This is a genomic window from Rhizobium sp. 05N430 (assembly GCF_056396985.1).
This window is the reverse complement of the sequence record NZ_JBFTMO010000004.1, coordinates 240832-261497: the sequence shown is the minus strand read 5'-3', so window position 1 is coordinate 261497 and position 20666 is coordinate 240832. Positions and strand designations below refer to the sequence as shown.

The window sequence follows — 20666 nt, the reverse complement described above, 5'->3', positions numbered from 1 at the left end:
GACGCGATTAATTTTCCTTTGGGGCGGCAACTAACTTAAAATCCGGCGAAAAGCCAGCCCAGCGTTGGCCGTCACGGTGAAGAAAGCGGAGAATGAGCCTGACGAGCGCCAAAGCCTCGCCCTGGTGGACGCCCGACGTCCATGCGGATCGCCGCCCGTTTCTGATCGGGCGCAACGCGATCCAGGCCGCACTGCGTCTTTATTTCGCCGGCGAAGATTTTGTCGAGGTCGATACGGCCGCACTGCAGGTGTCACCGGGCAACGAGGCGCATCTGCATGCCTTCGCCACCGAGGCGCTGACGACGGATGGCCAGCCGGCGCTGTTCTATCTGCACACCTCGCCGGAGTTTGCCTGCAAGAAGCTCCTTTCGGCGGGTGAGCAGCGGATCGCCTGCTTCGCGCATGTCTATCGCAACCGCGAGCGCGGGCCGCTGCACCATCCTGAATTCACCATGTTGGAATGGTACCGGGCGGGAGAAAGCTACGAGACGCTGATGATGGATTGCGTGCGGATCGCAGCACTCGCTGCCGAGACCGCCAAGGCATCCAAACTGACGTATCGCGGTGCCGAGGCCGATCCTTTTGCCGGCCCGGAGCGGATTTCGGTTGCCGAGGCTTTCGATCGCCATGCCGGGATCGATCTGCTTGGCTCCGTTGCTGCCGATGGCTCGACCGATCGCGAGCATCTGGCGGCCGAGTTTCGCCGTAACGGAATGCGCGTCGCCGAAGACGATGGCTGGGCCGATCTCTTCAGCCGCGCGCTGGTCGAGAAGATCGAGCCGCATCTCGGTTTCGGCCGCATGACCATTCTCGACGAGTACCCGGTGTCCGAAGCTGCCCTGGCGCGGCCGTCAGCCCGGGATCCCCGGGTCGCCGAGCGCTTCGAGGTCTATGCCTGCGGCGTCGAGCTTGCCAATGGTTTCGGCGAGCTGACGAATGCCGCCGAACAGCGGCGCCGTTTCGAGATCGAGATGGCAGAGAAGGCACGCATCTATGGCGAGCGCTATCCGCTGGACGAGGATTTTCTTGAGGCGTTGCAGATCATGCCGGAGGCGAGCGGCATCGCGCTCGGCTTCGACCGGCTCGTGATGCTGGCGACCGGTGCCTCGCGCATCGATCAAGTGCTGTGGGCGCCTGTGGCGGAGTATGGCCGATGAATATCGTCAGGCCGATCAAAAGCGTCGATGACTTGTCGAGCGCCGGTCTGATTGCCGAGGGCAACCGGCTGGCCCTCGAAGAGGTTGCGGCCCGTTATGCGATCGCGCTGACGCCATCGATTGCGGCGCTGATCGACCGTGCAGACCCGGCCGATCCCATTGCCCGCCAATTCGTGCCCGATGTTTCCGAATTGCAGACGACACCGGAAGAGCGGGACGATCCGATCGGTGATCTCCCGCACAGCCCTGTTGAAGGGATCGTGCATCGCTATCCGGATCGTGTGCTGCTGAAGGCGGTGCATGTCTGCCCGGTCTATTGCCGTTTCTGTTTCCGCCGCGAGATGGTCGGGCCGCAAGGTCTCGGCACGCTCGAGCCTGAGGCGATGAAAGCCGCGTTCGATTACATCCGCACGCATGACCAGATCTGGGAAGTCATTCTCACCGGTGGCGATCCGCTGATCCTGTCGCCGCGGCGGCTAGAGGACATCATGCGGGAGCTTTCGGCGATCGATCACGTCAAGATCGTCAGGTTCCATACCCGCGTGCCCGTGGTCGATCCGCGCAAGATCGATGTGGCGCTCATCGACGCCCTGAAGGCGAGCGGCAAGACCGTCTACATCGCGTTGCACGCCAATCATCCGCGCGAGTTTACGGCCGAAGCGCGGTCGGCCTGCGCCCGGATTGTCGACGCCGGTATCGTCATGATCAGCCAATCTGTGCTGCTCAAGGGCGTCAATGACGACGCGGATGTGCTTGCGTCGCTGATGAAGACGTTCGTCGAGAACCGCATCAAGCCCTATTACCTGCATCATCCAGACCTTGCGCCCGGCACCAGCCATTTCCGGCTGTCGATCGAGGAAGGGCAGGTGATCGTCGCAGCCTTGCGCGGCCGCATATCCGGCCTCTGCCAGCCGGCCTATATTCTGGATATTCCGGGCGGCTACGGAAAGACCGTGATTGCCGAAGGCGGCGTTCGCAAAACCGCCGACGGTTGCTTCTCGGTCTCTGATTACCGGGGCGGCGAGCACAGCTATCCACCGGCGGGATAGAAGATTTCCGTTCCATTTCTGCACTGGCAAGTCCTTCGCGCCGCTCCTGTATTACGCCAAGCTGGCAAGGCAAGTATTTAAGCAGAAACGGCGAAATTCAATCAGGGCGCGATACTCGATAAAACTTTAAGTGTGAATCTTGCTCATCTTTAACCAGACAAATTAGCGGAATATTGGGTTTTCCGGCCTAAAAGAGCGCTCATGATGAAGGCGATGAACGCCTGCTCTGGATCATGACAATCTTGGAGATGTTCGGATGAACAAGACAATCCGCGATATTATAGCCAAATTCGGCAAGCTTCCCGCGTCTATCGACCAGGTCGCCGACGACGCCGATCTCTACGCGGCGGGTCTGACATCCTTTGCATCGGTCCAGCTGATGCTGGCGATCGAAGAAGCCTTCGATATCGAGTTCCCCGACAATCTTCTCAACCGCAAGTCCTTCGCCAGCATCTCGGCGATCGAGAAGACCGTCGATATGATCAAGGACAGCCGGAAGGTCGCCTGATGAACTTCCCGATCAAGATCACGGAAGAGAGCTTTGCGGCACGGGCCGCGCGCGTCGCCGAGATTGCGGCTAAGCACGCCGACACCGTCGATGCCGAAGGCCGTTTCCCGCGGGAAGCTGCCGATGCGATGAAGGCCGAACGTCTGCTCGGCATTCAGATCCCCCGCCACCTTGGCGGCGAGGGCGCGACGACGACCGAAATCGCCGAACTCTGCTCTGTTCTTGGCCAGGCTTGCGCCGCAAGCGCCATGGTTTTCGCCATGCACCACATCAAGCTTTCTAGCCTTGTCGAGCATGGCGCTGACAGCGAGTGGCATGCAGGTTTCATGCGGCGTATCGCAGCCGAACAGCTGCTGATCGCCTCGGCGACGACCGAAGGCGGCATTGGCGGCAATCTGCGCAACAGCATCTGCGCCATCGAGATCACCGGCGATACTTGCCGTCTCGAAAAGGACGCGACCGTCATCTCCTACGGCTCACATGCCGATGCTATCCTGATCACGTCGCGCAGCGGGCCGGAGGCCGCGTCTTCGGATCAGGTGCTGACGGCATTCCTCAAGGACCAGTACACGCTTGAGCGCACCCATGTATGGAATACGCTCGGCATGCGCGGCACCTGCTCCGACGGCTTCCTCTTCAAGGGCGAAGCGCCGGCGGCACAAATCCTGCCGAAGCCGTTTGCCGAAATCGCAGCCCAGTCGATGCTTGCCTCCTCGCATCTTCTCTGGAGCGGTGTTTGGTACGGCATTGCGGTCGATGCCGTCTGCCGCGCCCAGGCGTTCGTTCGCGCTGCCGCACGCAAATCGCCCGGCGCTCCGCCGCCCGGTGCACTACGCCTTGCCGAGGTTTCGAACCTTCTGCAGATGGTGAAGTCGAATGTCGTCGCGGGCCTGAAGGCCTATGAGGACGCAAAGGCCGATCCCGACAAGCTGTCGTCGATGGGCTTTGCCGTCGCCATGAACAACGTGAAGATCGCCTCGTCGGAAACGATCCTCGAGATCGTCAACCACGTCATGCTGATCTGCGGCATCATGGGCTACAAGAACGGCACGCCTTTCAGCGTGGGCCGCCATCTGCGAGACGCGCATTCCGCGCAGCTGATGATTTCCAATGACCGCATCCTCGGCAACACGTCGAGCATGCTTCTCGTCCACAAGCAGGACACTAGCCTACTGGGGTGACTCACATGGATATGCAGACCTCGTTTCTGGACCGGCTTTTCGAATCCGGCCTGCTGATCGATACCGGTGTTGACGGCCTTTACGGCCGCAGCGGCCAGTTCGAAGACGTGATCACTGCTTTCGAGCGGCTGATCGACAAGTTCGGTGGTGCCGATGGTGCCGAAGCCATGCGCTTCCCGCCGGGCATGAACCGGGCGATCTTCGAAAAGAGCGGTTACATGAAGAGCTTCCCGCAGCTTGCGGGTACGGTGCATAGCTTCTGCGGCGCCGAGCTCGATCACATGAACCTGCTGCAATGCATGGAAGTCGGCGACGACTGGACCAAGGGCCAGGAAGCGACCGAGATCGTGCTGACGCCGGCGGCCTGCTATCCGCTCTACCCGACGGTCGCCAAGCGCGGCAACCTGCCGGCAAAGGGCGGTCTTTACGATCTGCAGTCCTACTGCTTCCGCCATGAGCCTTCCAAGGATCCGGCCCGTCAGCAGCTGTTCCGCATGCGCGAATATGTCTGCATGGGAACCGAGAGGCACGTGACGGATTTCCGCCAGCGCTGGATGGATCGCGGCGTCGAGATGATGAAGCTGGTTGGCCTCGATGTGGTCATCGACGTGGCGAACGATCCGTTCTTCGGTCGCGCCGGCAAGATGATGGTCAACAACCAGCGCGACCAGAACCTCAAGTTCGAGCTGCTGATCCCGATCACCTCGACCGCCAATCCGACCGCCTGCATGAGCTTCAACTACCATCAGGACTCGTTTGGCTTGAAGTGGGGTCTGAACCTCGAGGATAGTAGTGTGGCGCATACTGCCTGCGTCGGCTTCGGTCTGGAACGTATCGCGCTAGCGCTGTTCCACCACCACGGTCTCGACGTGAAGGAATGGCCTGAAAACGTTCGCAAGGCGCTCTGGGGCTGAGACGTCCGATGAAGGCTGTTTTCCCGGCTATCGCTCCGGATGGCTACGTCAGGCATGCGCTCCATTCCAGCGAGCGCATGTGGCCGGAAACCAATTGCTATATCGATCTCTGGATCGAGGTACTGAACACGCTCGGCCTGCCGCCGGAAGCGATGCTCGGCTTTACGATGACGCAGGATTTCGAGGGCGACCAGTTCACCTTCTTCAAGGTGCCGCTGGAAGATCTGGAAACGCTCTACGGCATTCGCGTCAGCGAACTGGCGATCTTCGATCGCGTCGAGCGCCATATCGAAACGCAGATCGGCCGCGGGCGGCTCTGCCTGATCGAGATGGATTCCTATTACATGCCCGACACCCTGGGCACCGCCTACCGCACCGAGCACGGCAAGACGACCGTGGCGATCAACCGGCTGGATTTCGATGCGAAGCGCGTCGAGTATTTCCACAATGCCGGGTTCTTCGCGCTGGATGGCGAGGATTTTGACGGTCTGTTTCAGCTGAATTCAGGCGCGGACGGGGCGTTGTTTCTGCCCTACACCGAATTCGCCAAGTTTCCGGCGATGCTTCCCGGCGATGCGGAGATGCGGGCGGCCTCCCAAGCGATCTTCAGAAAGCACTTCGCCCGCCGTCCGGCCCGCAATCCGATCCGCGCCTTTGCCGCGGTTTTCCCGCAGCAGGTCGAGGAAATTGCCGAGCGGCCCTTCGGCTTCTTCCACAAATATGCCTTCAACACGCTTCGCCAGTTCGGCGCCAATTTCGAGCTGGCGGCGGATCATCTCGCTTGGCTGTCGCCGGGCAAGTTTGCCAGCGCCGAGGCGGATGCGCGGCAGATTTCTGAGACGGCCAAATCCGTGCAGTTCCAATTGGCGCGGGCCGTGACCCGCAAGAAATTCGAGCCGCTGCAGACCGCGCTTGATCCGGCCGCCGATGCATGGGATTCCATGATGGCTTCGATTTCCGAGCAGCTGTGACACCGGAGGCTTGATCATGCGGGGCAGGTTGGCGAGCGTCGGCGCACAAGAGGTTCTGCTTTCGGAAGGCTGGAACCTCGTTCTCACGGAACCCGATGCCTATGCCGTGCCGCATGATATCCCCCCAACGTCGCAGTTCATCGCCGCACCGGTGCCCGGAACCGTTGCCGAAGCGCTCGAGAGAGCCGGCCTGTTCGACAGGGAAAATCCGGAGCCTCTGAACACCCGGGATGCCTGGTATGTCTGCCGCCTGTTCGACACAGAACCGGGAGACTGGATCCTGCGGCTGGAGGGACTGGCAACGCTTTGCCACGTGTTCGTCAACGGTCACGAGCTGCTGTTTTCGGAGAGCATGTTCACCGCCCACGAAATTCCGGTGACGCTTATCGGTGGCGACGAGCTGGCGCTGTGTTTCCGGGCACTTGCGCCGAAGCTTACCGAGCCCGGGCCGCGCGCCCGCTGGCGCCCGCAGATGATCACGCCGCCGGGCCTCAAGAATGTCCGCACAACCGTGCTCGGCCATATGCCGGGCTGGTGCCCGGAGATCCACGCCATCGGACCGTGGCGGGCGATATCGCTGGTGCGCAGCGGCCCTGTTTCGATCGACAATGTCTCGATCCGCAGCGTTCTGGATGAGGATGGCAGCGGACGGGTCAGCGTTTCGCTTTATTCCGCCGCGGAGGATCCGATCCTTCAGCTGCGCTGCGGCGGGGAAGAGGCGGCCTTTGAGAAGATCGGCGAGAACCACTACTCAGCTATCCTCAAGCTTGCCCATGTGAAGCCGTGGTGGCCGCACACGCACGGCACGCCTGATCTCTACGATCTGACGCTGGTTTCCGACGATGTCGAGTATCCGCTCGGCAAGACCGGTTTCCGCACGATCGCCCTCGATCGCGGGGCCGATGGCGATGGCTTCGGGCTTTGCGTCAACGGCGAGCGCGTCTTTTGCCGGGGTGCCGTCTGGACCACCGCCGATATCGTGCGGCTCCCCGGCTCGCGAGCTGACTATGAGCCGTTCCTGCGGCTGGCTGCCGAAGCCGGCATGAACATGATCCGCGTCGGCGGCACGATGGCTTATGAGACGCCCGATTTCTTTGCGCTCTGCGATGAGCTCGGCCTGCTCGTCTGGCAGGACCTCATGTTTGCCAATTTCGACTATCCGCGCAACGACAAGACCTTCATCGGTCACGTCCATGCCGAAGTCGAAGGGTTCCTGCATGGGGTTCAGGCCTCACCCTCGCTTGCCGTGCTCTGCGGTGGCAGCGAGGTGCATCAACAGGCGGCGATGCTTGGGCTGCCGCGGGAGTTCTGGGGCGGTCCGGTGACCGACGAAGTAATCCCAGCGATCGCGTCGCGGCTGCGGCCGGATGTGCCCTACGTTCCGAATTCGCCCTATGGCGGGGCCATGCCGTTTTCGCCGAATGCAGGAGTCACGCATTACTACGGCGTCGGCGCCTATATGCGGCCGCTTGAGGATGCGCGGCGGGCCGATGTGCGTTTCGCGGCCGAAAGCCTCGCTTTCGCGCATGTCCCGCAGCAGAGAACGCTGCAGCGGCATCTCGATGTGCCCTCCGTTCACAGCCCTCTCTGGAAGGCTCGGGTGCCGCGCGACCGCGGCGCGTCCTGGGATTTCGAGGATATCAGGGATCACTATCTCGGGCTGCTCTACGATACCGATCCGGCCAGGCTTCGCCGCGAAAATCCGGAGCGCTATCTCGATCTCTCCCGTGCCGTCACGGGCGAAGTGCTGACCGAGACCTTTGCCGAATGGCGCCGCAGCGGATCGCGTTGCGACGGCGCGCTGGTCTGGACGCTACAGGATCTGCTGCCCGGACCGGGTTGGGGGGTGATCGATTCCACCGGCGAACCCAAGCCCGTCTGGCATGCAATGCGCCGGGCCTTCCGGCCGTTGCAGGTGGTGCTAACGGACGAAGGGACCAATGGTCTGGATGTGCATGTGGTCAATGAGACGTCTACTGACCTTGCCGTGGAACTCGAGCTTATCTGCTTCCGCAACGGCAGGCAGCAGGCGGCGAGCGGCAGCCAGAGCCTGACGATCGCAGCGCGGAGCAAGCAGAAGATCGCGGCGACCGAACTTTTCGGCGCCTTCTTCGATACCACTTACGCCTTCCGTTTCGGCCCGCCGTCGCATGACGTTACGGTGGCGCGGCTGCGCTCGGTGGAAGGTGACCTGCTGGCCGAGGCGTTCCACTTTCCGCTTGGTCGGGCAAAGGCGTTTCACGATGCCGATGTTGCCGTGACATTGGTGGATGACGGCGGCGCATGGGCACTCGATGTCTCCACCAATTGCCTTGCCCAGTCTGTTCACATCGATGCCGCGGTTTACCGCCCGGCTGACGACTGGTTTCATCTGGCGCCGGGCATCCAGCGCCGTATCCGGTTGACGCCTGTCGGTACTGAGGCGGGAGAGCCTCACGGCGAGGTGCTCTGCGCCGGCAGTATGCGCCGTTTTGCTTTCGGCGCGGGTGGTTGAAAAACAGATGCCTATCCGATCTCTCTACCGTGCCTTCCGCTCCCATGTCCTGCAGCGGTTGATCCCGAAATCCCGGGTGGCTTTCGATCCGGCACGGCCGATCGAAGTTGCCGGCTATCTTTCGATGATGGCCGGTGTAGGCGAGTCCGCGCGGCTTTGCGCCGACGCGCTGGCGGCGGGCGGCCGCCGGATTTCGTTGCGGGATGTCAGCACGCATGCCGATGAAGGCGCGTCCGTCGAATGGAAGGCTGCGGCAGTCAATGCCGCTCAACCGGGAACGCGCATCTGGCACCTCAATCCGCCAATGCTGCCGCGGGCGGTGCTCAGCACCGGACTGCGGGAATTCGCCCGCGCCTACAACATTGGCTATTGGGCCTGGGAGCTGGAGACCGTGCCACCGGAGTGGCGGAACGGCGCGCGCTATGTCAACGCGGTTTTTGTCCCCTCCGAATTTACCCGCAAGGCGATTGCGCCGCTGACCAGCGCGCCTGTCGTCGTTGTGCCGCATCCGGTGACGGAGAAGCCGGCTGCGGATGGGATGCGAGCGAAGTTCGGCGTCGAGGACGATGCGTTTCTGGTCAGTTTCATCTTTAGCGCCGGCTCGTCGATCAACCGCAAGAATCCTCGGGCGGTCATCGACGCCTTCAAGATCTTTCAGCGGCGGTGCCCCAAGGCTTTCCTGCTGATGAAGGGAAGCGGTGATCCGGCGAAGGATCCCGGCCTTTCAGCGCTTTATCGGTCGGCCGAGGGCAATAGCCGGATTCGTATCGTCACGGACAAGCTGGCGAGCGGCGAGATCAACGGGCTGATCCGTGATTCTGATGCCTATATCTCGCTCCACCGTTCGGAAGGTTTCGGCCTGACCCTTGCCGAAGCGATCATTCACAATACCCCTGTCGTGACCACGGGATGGTCCGGCACCGTCGATTTCTGCGACCCTGAAAATACCTGGAACGTCGCGCCATCGCTGATCCCAGTTGTCGACACGCATCCGGAATTTGCGGCGCTGAAGGGTGCAGTCTGGGCTGATCCATCGCCTGAAGTGGCTGCGGGCTACCTCGATCAGATTTATTCCGACCCGCAGGCGGCGAAGGAAAAGGCTGCGCGCGCCAAACGCTTCCTGATCGCCCATCTGGAGGCAAACACCTACCAGAAAGCGCTGCAGGCGCTTGACCGTGCGGGCCGTTAACCGAACTCCTCGGTCCTTATTTAACGGTTTCACTTTAGACATGGCTGAGAAGCCAATGGAAAGAGACGGATGTCGAACGGGATCATAGCGAATTCGGTGATGAACGCGGCTGCGGGTATGCTGCTGCTGGCGACCGGTTTTGCATCGTCGATCATCACCGCCCGCCTGCTTGGCCCGGAGGCAAACGGCATCGTTGCCTTTTCGCTCTGGCTTGTGGTCACCGGCGCGTCAATTGCCGAACTGGGCTCCAGCATCACGCTTCTGAAGACCCTGCCGCAATTAAATGTGCAAGGTTACGACAGCAAGCGCCGCATGGGCTTTGCCTCGATCCTCGTCACCTTCATGCTGTTTTCGACGGTGGTGCTGCTCGGGCTCTACGGCATCTTCTTCCTGTCGTCGGAAGAGATGCATTGGGCCGAAACGGCGCCGTCGGTGGCGATGGTGACAGGCGCGCTGTTCTTCATTCAGGCGATCGGCTCTTTCGTCAAATTCTACCTGATCGGCGAAAAGCGCCTCGGCGACTTCTTCAAGCTGACTGTTGGCGTTTCGATTCTTCAGCTCGGTGGCGTCGCGATCGGCGCGGTGCTGTATGGCGTCGAGGGCGTGCTGATCGGCTATGCGCTCGGCCAATTGGTGTTTTTCGTCGCGACGATGCCGATCCTGCTCACTAAGCGGGACAGATGCGATATTTCACTTAGCGTTCTCGCCTCGTCGTCGGTGATCATATCGACGCAGTTCCTGATTGATTCCGTTTTCATCAATCGCCTCGAACTGCTGTTCCTGCAGCAATTCTGGTCGGTCGAGATGGTCGGCTATTATGCGATCGGTCTGTCGGTCGCCAATATCGCCCTGCAGCTGCCGATCCAGATGACCGGCAGCCTGCTGCCCTATTATTCGGAGCAGCGGCATAACAGCAAGGATTCGACCCTGCCGGTTGAAGTCTTCGCCGCGGTCACCCGCAGCATGGCCTATATCATCATGCCGATGAGCTTTGGACTGGCGGCGATCTCGGGTGTTCTCGTTGTCAGCGTGTTCGGCGAAGACTTCCGCCCAAGCGGTCCCGTCGTCATGCTTCTGGCGCTGGCCGCCCCTGCCTACACCTTCATGCAGATCCTCAGCCTCTACCTGCTGTCGATGGACCGGGTGCGGGATCGCCTGAAGACCAGTGTGATTGGTGGCCTTGTCATGGTAGGCGGTTGTTTACTCCTGGTGCCTACTTTTGCGGCGGAAGGCGCTGCGGTCGTTCGCATCGCTGTTTTTGTCGTGATGTGCGTGATCATGATCAAACAGACCGGCTTTGGAAGTCAGCTTTCGACCCTCTATGTCAGCCTCGCGAAGGTGACGGTGGCGGCCGTGCTTTGTGCATTGGCGGCTCTCGCGGTCCTTGAGCTCGTCCACAATCCTGTTGGCCTGGTGCTGGCGATCATCGCAGGCGGTGTCGCCTATCTGCTCGCACTCAAACTTCTCAAGGTCATTCCGAGACAAGACGCAATTGTCATTCGCTCGATCCTTAGCAAGGTGCCGTCTGCGTTGCGCGGCCCGGCGTTGAAGGCCGCGCAATTCATCGCGCCGCTGCAGCCGGAGAATGATCATAAAAAACCAGCCGAGGCCGTTCACGAGCCGGCAGAAGGTGCCGGCCGCAGCGCCGCCTTCCCGGTTGCCTTCGATGGCACGATCGGGCTGTTCATGCCCGAAAATCCTGCCGTCACCAAGCGGTCCTCCGCCGTCCTCTTCGTCAGCCCCTGGGGCTTCGAGGAGATGTGCAGCCGCAAGTTCTATCGCGTCGCTGCCGAGCATTTTTCAGATATCGGCGTTCCCAGCCTTCGCTTCGACTATCTGGGCACCGGCGACGCACTTGATTTCGGCAATCAGCCGGCAACGCTCTCCAGCTGGGAAGCATCGGTTCGTGCTGCGGCCGAAGAGCTGAAATCGCTGAGCGGTTGCGACCAGATCATCCTGATCGCCCAGGGGATCGGCGCCGCGCTGGTGCAGCGTATCGGCGCGGCGATCCCAGGCGTCAGTGGCGTCGCGATGCTGGCGCCGGTTCTCAGCGGGCGTGGCTATCTGCGCGAATTGAACATGTGGGCGAAGATTATTCACGCCGATCTAGGCCTCAGCAAGGAGCACGCTCCGGCAGATCAGGTAACGATCGCCGGTCTGTTCATGCCTGAAGCGATTGCCGCGGAAATCCGCAAGCTCAATCTGACGGCGCCCGAGAGCCTGGCTGCATCGCATTATGTGATCTTCGAGCACCCGTCGCGCGTCGGCGATTCCAGCTTTGCCACTGCCCTCAAATCACTCGGCGCGACCGTCGATGAGACTGTTTTCGAGGGGTATGACGAGCTGGCGACCAATCCGCTGTTTGCGAAGACGCCGATGCGTGTCGTTGCCGAACTGACGCGCTGGATCGAGACGAACACGGTGCCGGATGCCACGGCGGCAAATTCGGTGGTTCCCGCCGAAAACCAGATCCTGCACGGCGATGGCTTTGAAGAAGTGCCGGTGCGTTTCGGTGCGCATCACCATCTCGTCGGCGTCATCAGCCGGCCTGTTGGGGCGTCCAAGGGCAATTCGGTGATGTTCCTCACGACCGCTTACGACCGGCATGCCGGCTGGGGCCGGGCGATCGTCGACATGTCGCGCGAGCTTGCACGCCAAGGCGTGACGTCTCTGCGCTTCGATTCCGCCAATGTCGGCGACAGCGTTCCGCGTCCCGATGCACCGGATCAGATTCTTTATTCGCAGACGCAGATCGATGACGCCGTCTCGGCGCTCGATCTCCTGGAGACCCATGTTCCTGGCCCCGTTATGGTCGCCGGGCGCTGCAGCGGCGGTTATGTAGCTTTTCGCGCTGGCATTGCCGACGAGCGCCTGAAGGCGGTCGTCTCGATCAATCCCTTCGTCTATTACTGGGACCCCGCCGTTCAGGTCGCCAAGGAGCATGTCGTCTCGGTGCCGCGTAGCGTCGATGACTACAGCCAGCGGCTGATGAACATCGAGACCCTGAAGCGGCTTTTCCGTGGTCAGGTCGATGTGAAGGCGGCCTTCCAGAACATCTTCATCGCCCTCGGCCGCCGGGTGTCGCATCGCTTCGCGCCGCTGATCGAGCTGTTACCGCACAAGGGGCATGTGGCGCGCGAGGTGAAACAGGCCTTCGCATCGTTCGGAAAGCGCAACGTGCCGCTGACGCTGATCTACAGCGAAGCGGATGTCGGCCTCGACCACATGTATTTCCACTTCGGTCCTGGTGGTCGCAAACTGTCGCGCTATCCGAATGTGCGTCTCGTGATGCTTGAGGATGCCGACCACAATCTGACGCCGCTGGAATCGCGCCGGATCGTGCTGGATGAGATCGCCAAGCTGGCGAAAGCTTAAGCGGCAATCCGCTGGAAAGCCGGAATGCCGAGCGATCTGTAGAGATCGATATAGAGTCCGGCGACGTGATCCCATGAATAGGGTCTGGCGGCAGCGATCAGCGTATCGCGCATTGCCGCCGGTTCGGCTGCAATCGTCGCGAAGGCCTGTTCGATTGCGGCCGCCGCATTTTCCGGATCGCTGAAGTCGGCAATCGACAGCGGCATCTTGCGTTCGGCTAGTGCCACATAGGCAGCATTGCGGTTCAGAACCGGATAGAGGCCGGCACTCATCGCTTCCAGCGCAACGAGGCCGAAGCCTTCGTATTCGGATGCTGAGGCGAAGAGCGATGCCGCCGAGATCAGAGACCGTATCTCCGGATTGGCGATGCCGACATGAAGGCCGACCGCACGATCGAGGCCGCGGGCCGCGATCTCGCGCCTGAGATCGGCGCCTTTCAGATCCGATTCCGAGCCGACGATATCCAGATGCCATTCCGGATCACGGGCGGCCAGAACCTGCATGACATCGAGGAGATGGTCGAGCCGCTTGTTGACCGAGAAGCGGCCGATGGTGACGATCCGGCGGCGCGGCTGGCGTGATGCGCTGTCTGCGAACTTGCCGATATCGACGCCGTTCTCGATCAGCACGGTATTGCCGGCGATCTGCGAGAACTGGGCGATATCGGAGGCGCTGCAGCCGACGACGCGCTTGTAGTTCATCGCCGAGAACCGTGTCAGCGTCTGGAACCATATCTTCTTGAGGGCCGCGTGTTTCTGCGTGTGAAAGAAGCCGCCATGGGTTGTCGCGACCATCGGCTTGCGGTGCAGAACGCGGCCGAGCGCCAGCGCGTCGAAAAAGAAATCGATCGCGTGGACATGGACGAGATCGGCGTCGGCGAGATGGCGAAGGACCTGCGGTGCGATCGGATAGCGGGTGCTGCCGGACCAGGGGATACGCACGACGTCGATACCGTCGATGATCTCATGCGACGGAAGCTTGCGGTCGCGCGCCGTGAACAGCGTGTCGAGTGTGACGACCCGGACGCGGTAGCCGCGCTTGACGGTCTCGCGGGCCAGGTTAGCAACGACATCTTCGAGCCCGCCGCGGTTCGGCAGAAACTGGCGCACGACATGCACGATCAGCGGTGCTGCACTTGCCTGCTCTGCCGTTGCTTCCAATGCCATGCTCCCTGATCCCGGAACGGGCCGCGCCATAGTGCCGGACGAGATACCGGATCGCCTTAAGGCCCGGTTTACGGAGCGCCCGGCAGCCGGAAATCTTCCGGAAGAGAGTTAATCCTGGAGATCAGAATGCCTTGAAGGTCAGCGTCGTCAGGGAGCGGACGATACCCGGGATATTGGCGATATTGTCGTTGATGAACTTGCCGATGTCCTGGCCTTCTTCGATATAGACCTTCATCAGCAGGTCGTAGTCGCCGCTGGTTGAGTAGAGCTCAGAAACACGTTCCGTCTGGTAGATGGCGTCGGCAACCTCGTAGGTCTTGCCGGGGGCGCATTGGAGCTGGACGAAAATGGGCTTCATGGGGATTTCCTGCGGAGTGAATGTTTGCGCACATAATGCGCGAAACCGCTCCCATGATGCAAGCTCAAGACTTCGCCTCGGCCTCGATCCACGAACGAAAGGCCGCAAGCGGCGGATAGTCGGCGCGTTCGGAAGGGTGGGCGAGATAGTAGCGCTCACGGCTTTCGATTTCTCCATCGATGGCAGCGACGAGGTCGCCGCGCTTCAGCTCGTCCTGGATGAGGAAGGTCGGCAGCAGCGCAACGCCAAGCCCGGCGACGGCCGCCTGGGCGGCGGTGGCGAACTGGTCGAAGAGCATGCCGTGAAGGCTCTGGAAGGCAACGCCGTTTTCGGCAAACCATGCCTCCCAGGCATCCGGCCGGGTTGTCAGATGCAGCAGCGGCACGTCCAGCAAATCATGGGCCTTGCCGATGCCGTGATCCCTCAGAAATTGCGGACTGCAGGCCGGAACTGTCTTCTCCGACATCAGCAGCGTCAGTTCGGCACCGGGCCAATGGGGATGGCCGAAATGGATGGCGGCGTCGATCGAATCGAGGCGGAAGTCGAAGGGCGAGAGCCGGGTAACGAGATTGATGGTGACGCCGGGATTCTGGCTGAGAAAGCGGCCGAGTCTTGGCGCCAGCCAGCGGGTCCCGAAAGTTGGCAGAATGGCTAGATTCAGCGTTCCGCCATAGGGGTTGGCGCGCAGGTTCAGCGAGGCACTCGAGATGCGGCGCAGCGCCTCGCGGATCTCCCTCGCATAGCCGTCGCCTGCCAGCGTCAGCCGGACGGTCTGGCGTTCGCGCAGGAAGAGTTCGACGCCCAGCTGCTCTTCCAGAGCCTTGATCTGCCGGCTAACGGCACTCTGTGTCAAATCGAGTTCGCGGGCGGCGGCAGTGACGCTGCCGGTTCTAGCAGTGGCCTCGAAGGCCGCGAGCAGCGATATCGAGGGCAGGAAGCGGCGGGATGCGAGCATTGTTCAGTCCATTTCAGAATGACCTGTTTCCGAAACGTCGATATTCACGGTGAAAACCGGTTTGTAAAGAAATCTGTCGCGCATATTCGGAATGAACTCGTGGCCTGATGGAAACCATCCATTCGCGGTGAGATGCCTGCTATGAAGGCATCGGAGAGTGCTTTCGCGGTTGCCGTCGCGGCGCTAGATTAACGGCGGTTTCGCCTTTGGATGGATTGACCGATGCTGAATGATCCGCGCTCGCATGGACTTTGGGAAAAGACTGCGCCCCAGCCGCCTGTAACCGCGCCGCTGACCGGATCCGTGCAGGCCGATGTGGTTGTCGTCGGTGGCGGCTATACCGGTATTTCTTCGGCATTGCATCTGGCGGAGGCCGGCAGCAAGGTCGTTCTTCTCGAAGCCAAGGAAATCGGCTTTGGCGGCGCCGGGCGCAATGTCGGTCTGATCAATGCCGGCATGTGGGTGATGCCTGATGATCTTCCCGGTGTGCTCGGGCCGGTTCATGGCGAGCGGCTGCTCGACATGCTCGGCAATGCGCCGCGTCTGGTGATGGAGCTGATCGCCAAGCATGACATTTCCTGCGAGCTCGAAACGAACGGAACGCTGCACTGCGCCGTCGGCTCCGAGGGACTGAAGGAGATCGAGAACCGGGCGGCGCAGTGGGGCAAGCGTGGTGCGCCTGTGACCGTGCTGGATGCAGCGGAGACGGCGCGCCGGGTCGGTAGCGATGCCTATGCCGGAGCGCTTCTGGATATGCGAGCGGGAACGCTGCAGCCGCTCGCCTATGCCCGTGGGCTGGCGCGGGCTGCCGTGCAAGCCGGCGTTTCCCTGCACACGGCAAGCCCGGTGATTGCGACGGAGCGTCAGGGTCGGAAATGGGTGGTCCGCACCGAACAGGGGACCGTCACCGCTGACTGGATCATCGTTGCGACGGATGCCTATAGCACCGGCCCCTGGGAACAGGTGCGCACCGAACAGGTGCATCTCCCCTATTTCAATCTCGCGACCACGCCGCTTGGCGACAATCTGCGCAAGTCGATCCTGCCCGGCCGCGAAGGCGTGTGGGATACCAAGGAAATCCTCTCCTCCTTCCGCATGGATCAGGCAGGCCGTCTCGTCTTCGGCAGCGTCGGGGCGCTGCGCAATACCGGTACTGCCGTCCACAAAGGCTGGGCGCAGCGTTCTCTGCGCAAGCTCTTCCCACAGATCGGCGAGGTCGAGTTCGAATGCGAGTGGTATGGCAAGATCGGCATGACCGACAATGCCTTGCCCAGGTTTCACAAGTTTGCCGATAACGTCGTCGGGTTCTCGGGCTATAATGGCCGCGGTATTGCACCTGGCACGGTTTTCGGCCGGACGCTTGCCGAACATATTCTTGGCCGCATCAGCGAGGCCGAGCTGCCCTTGCCGCTGACGGATCCGCGTGAGCCGGGGTTCCGGGCGCTGAAGGAAATGTGGTACGAAGCCGGCGCCCAGGTTGCCCACTTCGCCGATGCGCGTTTTTAAGAACAACAAGGTTGGAAACACATGACCATCGCTAGCCTCGATCTCGCAGCCGAAACCAAAAAGCTGCTGTCCGAACTCGGCGTCGATGCCGCCCGCTATACCGGCGGAACGCTGCGCGTTACCTCGCCTGTCACAGGCAAGGAAATCGGCGCGCTGAAGGAAGACACCGTTGCCGGCGCCAAGGCGGCGATCGACGCCGCTCACAAGGCTTTCGCCGAATGGCGAGCGGTCCCGGCGCCGAAGCGCGGCGAGCTCGTCCGTCTGCTCGGCGAGGAGCTGCGCGCTGCCAAGGGCGCGCTCGGCCGCCTCGTTTCGATCGAGGTCGGCAAGACCACTTCCGAAGGTCTCGGCGAAGTTCAGGAAATGATCGACATCTGCGATTTCGCGGTCGGCCTCTCGCGCCAGCTTTACGGCCTTACGATCGCCACCGAGCGCTCCGAGCACCGGATGATGGAAAGCTGGCACCCGCTCGGCGTCGTCGGCATCATCTCGGCCTTCAACTTCCCGGTTGCTGTCTGGTCGTGGAATGCAGCGCTGGCGCTGGTCTGCGGCAATTCGGTCGTCTGGAAACCGTCGGAAAAGACGCCGCTGACGGCGCTGGCGACGCAGGCGCAGTTCGAGAAGGCGCTGAAGCGTTTCGTCGCCGAAGGTGGCTCGGCGCCGGCCAATCTGGCAACGCTCTTGATCGGCGGCCGTGATGTCGGCGAAGCCCTTGTCGATCACCCCAAGGTTCCGCTCGTTTCGGCAACCGGTTCGACGGCCATGGGCCGCGCCGTCGGTCCGCGTCTGTCGCAGCGTTTTGCCCGCGCCATCCTGGAGCTCGGCGGCAACAACGCGGCCATCATCTGCCCGAGTGCCGATCTCGACCTGACGCTGCGTGGCGTCGCCTTCTCGGCGATGGGCACGGCCGGTCAGCGTTGCACGACGCTGCGCCGTCTCTTCGTGCATGACAGCGTCTATGACAAACTCGTTCCGCGCCTGCAGAAGGCCTATGGTTCGGTCACCATCGGCAATCCGCTGGAGAACGGTACGCTGGTTGGTCCGCTGATCGACAAGGCTGCCTACGAAAAAATGCAGTCGGCTCTCTCTGCTGCCAATGCAGCGGGTGGCAAGATCACCGGTGGCGAACGTGTCGAAAACGGCGCTGGCGAAGCCTTCTACGTTCGCCCGGCTCTGGTCGAGATGCCGTCGCAGACGGGTCCCGTTGTCGATGAAACATTTGCGCCGATCCTCTACGTGATGAAGTATTCGGATTTCGACGAAGTGCTCGATCTGCACAATGCCGTGCCGCAGGGCCTTTCCTCGTCGATCTTCACCAATGATATGCGCGAGGCGGAAACCTTCGTTTCGGCGCGCGGTTCGGATTGCGGTATCGCCAACGTCAATCTCGGCCCGTCGGGTGCGGAAATCGGCGGTGCGTTCGGCGGTGAAAAGGAAACGGGCGGCGGCCGCGAATCCGGTTCGGATGCATGGCGGGCTTATATGCGCCGCGCCACCAACACCATCAATTACGGCAAGACACTGCCGCTGGCGCAGGGCGTGAAGTTCGACGTCGAGTAAGGCAGCTGCATTGCAGCTCTGGGGGCGATGACGTAACACCGTCGTCGCCCTTTTGTTTTTCGCTAAGGTTTTTCCCATGCATCTGACGCTTGCTGCCGCTGAAACGCTGGTCATAGAGGCGTTGAAACGCAGCGGGGTTGAAGAGGGCAATGCGCGATCCGTGGCGCGTGCGCTCGTCGCCGCAGAAGCAGCCGGGCAGAGCGGGCACGGGCTTCGGCGTGTTGCCGCCTATGCTGCCCAGGCTAAGTCCGGCAAGGTCGATGGCATCGCCAGGCCGATCCTCTATCAGCCCTATCCTTCGGTCATCCAAGTCGATGCCTGCCATGGCTATGCCTATCCGGCATTTGATCTTGCCGTGCCGGTTCTCACGGACATGGCGAAGGCGCAGGGGATTGCCATGGCGGCCATCCGGCGCTCTCATCACGCCGGCGTTCTGGCGCTGACGGTCGAGCGTTTCGCCGAAGCCGGTCTTGTTGCCATCATGGTTGCCAATGCGACCGCAGCGATGGCCGCATGGGGTGGGCGCAAACCGCTGTTCGGCACCAATCCGATTGCCTTTGCGGCGCCGGTGACCGGGCAGGCCCCGGTTGTCATCGATCTGGCGCTTTCGCGCGTTGCCCGCGGCAAGATCATGGCCGCCCGTCAGAAGGGTGTGCCGATCCCTGCCGACTGGGCTTTCGACCGCGATGGCCAGCCGACCACGGATGCCGTGGCAGCTCTGGATGGCACGATGGTGCCGTCAGGCGAAGCAAAAGGGGCTGCGCTGGCAATGATGGTCGAGATCCTGGCTGCGCCGCTGACCGGCGCCAACTTCTCCTATGAATCGACATCGCTTTTCGACGACAAGGGCGCGGCTCCGGGTCTCGGCCAGATGATCATCGTCATCAATCCGGAAGCCGGCGGCGGCGCATTCGCGGCAGCGCGGCTGACGGAGCTTGCTAACGAAATCTCGTCCGATCCAGGTGTCCGTCTGCCGGGACGGCGTGGGCAGAATGCACGCCGGTCGGCGATCGAAAACGGTATCGATGTCGATGATGACGTGATCGCGGACATCGCTGCGGTATAGAATCGTTCTAAACTTGATCAATAATTTCAAGTATTTGTGATCGCGGTCTCGTGAAGCAAACTTGAAAATTGAAGTCAGGAAAAATATAGGGTGCCGCGCAGCACCCCACACCCCCAGCAGGGTGCCAATGCCATGGAGGGCATCATGACCAATTCCATCACGCGCCGTTCTGCGCTGGCGCTTGCCGCGTCGCTTCTGGCCGCAACCTCGCTCGCTTCCGGCGCCTACGCTCAGGACGAGGGTATCGTCGTCTATAACGCGCAGCACGAAAGCCTCGGCCGCGAATGGATCGATGCCTTCACCAAGGAGACCGGCATCAAGGTCACCATGCGCCAGGGCAGCGACATGCAGTTCGCAAACCAGATCATCCAGGAAGGCGACGCCTCGCCGGCTGACGTGTTCCTCACCGAAAATTCTCCTGCGATGACCCTGGTCGATGGCGCTGGCCTGTTCGCACCCGTCGACAAGGACACGCTGGATCAGGTTCCGGCCGAATATCGTCCTGCCGACGGCATGTGGACGGGTATTGCTGCCCGCTCGACGGTATTTGCCTATGACACGCGCAAGCTGACCGAAGACAAGCTGCCGAAGTCGATGCTCGACCTCGCCGACCCGGCCTGGAAGGGCCGCTGGGGTGCTGCTCCTGCCGGCGCCGATTTCCAGGCAATCGTCAGCGCGCTGCTGCAGCTGAAAGGCGAGGAAGCGACCGCTGCCTGGCTGAAGGGCCTCAAGGACAACGCGACGCCTTATAAGGGCAACAGCGTTGCGCTGAAGGCAGTCAATGCAGGTGAAGTCGAAGGCGCGATCATCTATCACTATTACTGGTTCGGCGATCAGGCAAAGACCGCTGAAAACAGTGCGAATGTCGGCCTACATTACTTCAAGAACCAGGATCCGGGCGCTTTCGTCTCGATCTCCGGCGGCGGCATCCTGAAGTCGACGCAGCACATGAAGGAAGCCCAGGCGTTCCTGAAGTTCATCGCCGGCAAGGCAGGCCAGGCCATCCTCAAGGACGGCACCTCTTATGAATATGCCGTCAGCGGCGAATCCAACGCCAAGCTCGTTCCGCTCAAGGAGCTGAACGCGCCGAAGGTCGAAGCCTCCGAGCTGAACAGCAAGAAGGTCGTTGAGATGATGACGGCCGCCGGTCTTATCTAAGCCCATCTGCCGCAGGGCTCGGGAGTCAAAACTATTGCTTTTGGCTCAAGAAAACCCTA

Annotated in this window: 16 protein-coding genes; 13 read left to right on the top strand and 3 right to left on the bottom strand. The window is 61.6% G+C overall.

Annotated features, from left to right (window positions below):
• Positions 1-92 precede the first annotated feature (92 nt).
• From epmA to AC1DJO_RS11690, 9 genes are all read left to right on the top strand, one after another.
• The gene (gene epmA / locus AC1DJO_RS11730) at positions 93-1157 is read left to right on the top strand and encodes an EF-P lysine aminoacylase EpmA (protein ID WP_477970626.1); all 1065 of its coding nucleotides are present in this window, start codon (positions 93-95) and stop codon (positions 1155-1157) included.
• Positions 1154-2206: a lysine-2,3-aminomutase-like protein gene (locus AC1DJO_RS11725; RefSeq protein WP_477970624.1), complete on the top strand. Its 1053-nt coding sequence runs from the start codon at positions 1154-1156 to the stop codon at positions 2204-2206. Before epmA ends, AC1DJO_RS11725 begins: the two co-directional genes overlap by 4 nt.
• 256 nt (positions 2207-2462) lie before the next feature.
• On the top strand, positions 2463-2714 hold the full coding sequence (locus tag AC1DJO_RS11720) for an acyl carrier protein (RefSeq protein ID WP_112385876.1): 252 nt from the start codon (positions 2463-2465) through the stop codon (positions 2712-2714).
• The gene (locus AC1DJO_RS11715; protein ID WP_477970622.1) at positions 2714-3895 is read left to right on the top strand and encodes an acyl-CoA dehydrogenase family protein; all 1182 of its coding nucleotides are present in this window, start codon (positions 2714-2716) and stop codon (positions 3893-3895) included. The genes AC1DJO_RS11720 and AC1DJO_RS11715 overlap by 1 nt, the downstream gene beginning before the upstream one ends.
• A 5-nt stretch (positions 3896-3900) precedes the next feature.
• On the top strand, positions 3901-4809 hold the full coding sequence (locus AC1DJO_RS11710; RefSeq protein ID WP_477970620.1) for an amino acid--[acyl-carrier-protein] ligase: 909 nt from the start codon (positions 3901-3903) through the stop codon (positions 4807-4809).
• 8 nt (positions 4810-4817) lie between these two features.
• Positions 4818-5780 (top strand): DUF1839 family protein, encoded by a 963-nt coding sequence (locus tag AC1DJO_RS11705; protein WP_477970618.1) that lies wholly within the window; start codon positions 4818-4820, stop codon positions 5778-5780.
• Positions 5781-5796: 16 nt separating this feature from the next.
• Positions 5797-8274: a glycoside hydrolase family 2 protein gene (locus AC1DJO_RS11700; RefSeq protein WP_477970617.1), complete on the top strand. Its 2478-nt coding sequence runs from the start codon at positions 5797-5799 to the stop codon at positions 8272-8274.
• A 13-nt stretch (positions 8275-8287) separates the two neighbouring features.
• Positions 8288-9463: a glycosyltransferase gene (locus tag AC1DJO_RS11695; RefSeq protein WP_477970844.1), complete on the top strand. Its 1176-nt coding sequence runs from the start codon at positions 8288-8290 to the stop codon at positions 9461-9463.
• Between the two features lie 69 nt (positions 9464-9532).
• Positions 9533-12838, top strand: a complete 3306-nt coding sequence (locus AC1DJO_RS11690; protein ID WP_477970615.1) for an alpha/beta fold hydrolase — start codon at positions 9533-9535, stop codon at positions 12836-12838.
• Here the strand turns inward: AC1DJO_RS11690 and AC1DJO_RS11685 are convergent.
• From AC1DJO_RS11685 to AC1DJO_RS11675, 3 genes are all read right to left on the bottom strand, one after another.
• Positions 12835-14004 (bottom strand): glycosyltransferase family 4 protein, encoded by a 1170-nt coding sequence (locus tag AC1DJO_RS11685; RefSeq protein WP_477970614.1) that lies wholly within the window; start codon positions 14002-14004, stop codon positions 12835-12837. The two genes, AC1DJO_RS11690 and AC1DJO_RS11685, sit on opposite strands and share 4 nt — an antisense overlap.
• Before the next feature lie 121 nt (positions 14005-14125).
• Positions 14126-14362 (bottom strand): Lrp/AsnC ligand binding domain-containing protein, encoded by a 237-nt coding sequence (locus tag AC1DJO_RS11680; protein WP_112385869.1) that lies wholly within the window; start codon positions 14360-14362, stop codon positions 14126-14128.
• A gap of 64 nt (positions 14363-14426) precedes the next feature.
• Entirely contained in the window at positions 14427-15317 is an 891-nt protein-coding gene (locus tag AC1DJO_RS11675) for a LysR family transcriptional regulator (RefSeq protein ID WP_477970612.1), read from the bottom strand.
• Positions 15318-15539: 222 nt separating this feature from the next.
• Here AC1DJO_RS11675 and AC1DJO_RS11670 point away from each other — a divergent pair, with 222 nt between their 5' ends.
• The 4 genes from AC1DJO_RS11670 (at position 15540) to AC1DJO_RS11655 (ending at position 20607) form a co-directional block, all read left to right on the top strand.
• Positions 15540-16823, top strand: a complete 1284-nt coding sequence (locus AC1DJO_RS11670) for an NAD(P)/FAD-dependent oxidoreductase (RefSeq protein WP_477970610.1) — start codon at positions 15540-15542, stop codon at positions 16821-16823.
• 21 nt (positions 16824-16844) lie between these two features.
• A complete protein-coding gene (amaB, locus tag AC1DJO_RS11665) occupies positions 16845-18383 on the top strand; it encodes an L-piperidine-6-carboxylate dehydrogenase (protein ID WP_477970608.1) in 1539 nt (512 codons plus the stop codon).
• A gap of 76 nt (positions 18384-18459) precedes the next feature.
• Positions 18460-19449: an Ldh family oxidoreductase gene (locus tag AC1DJO_RS11660; protein WP_477970606.1), complete on the top strand. Its 990-nt coding sequence runs from the start codon at positions 18460-18462 to the stop codon at positions 19447-19449.
• Between the two features lie 144 nt (positions 19450-19593).
• Positions 19594-20607 (top strand): iron ABC transporter substrate-binding protein, encoded by a 1014-nt coding sequence (locus AC1DJO_RS11655; RefSeq protein ID WP_477970604.1) that lies wholly within the window; start codon positions 19594-19596, stop codon positions 20605-20607.
• Positions 20608-20666: the final 59 nt, after the last annotated feature.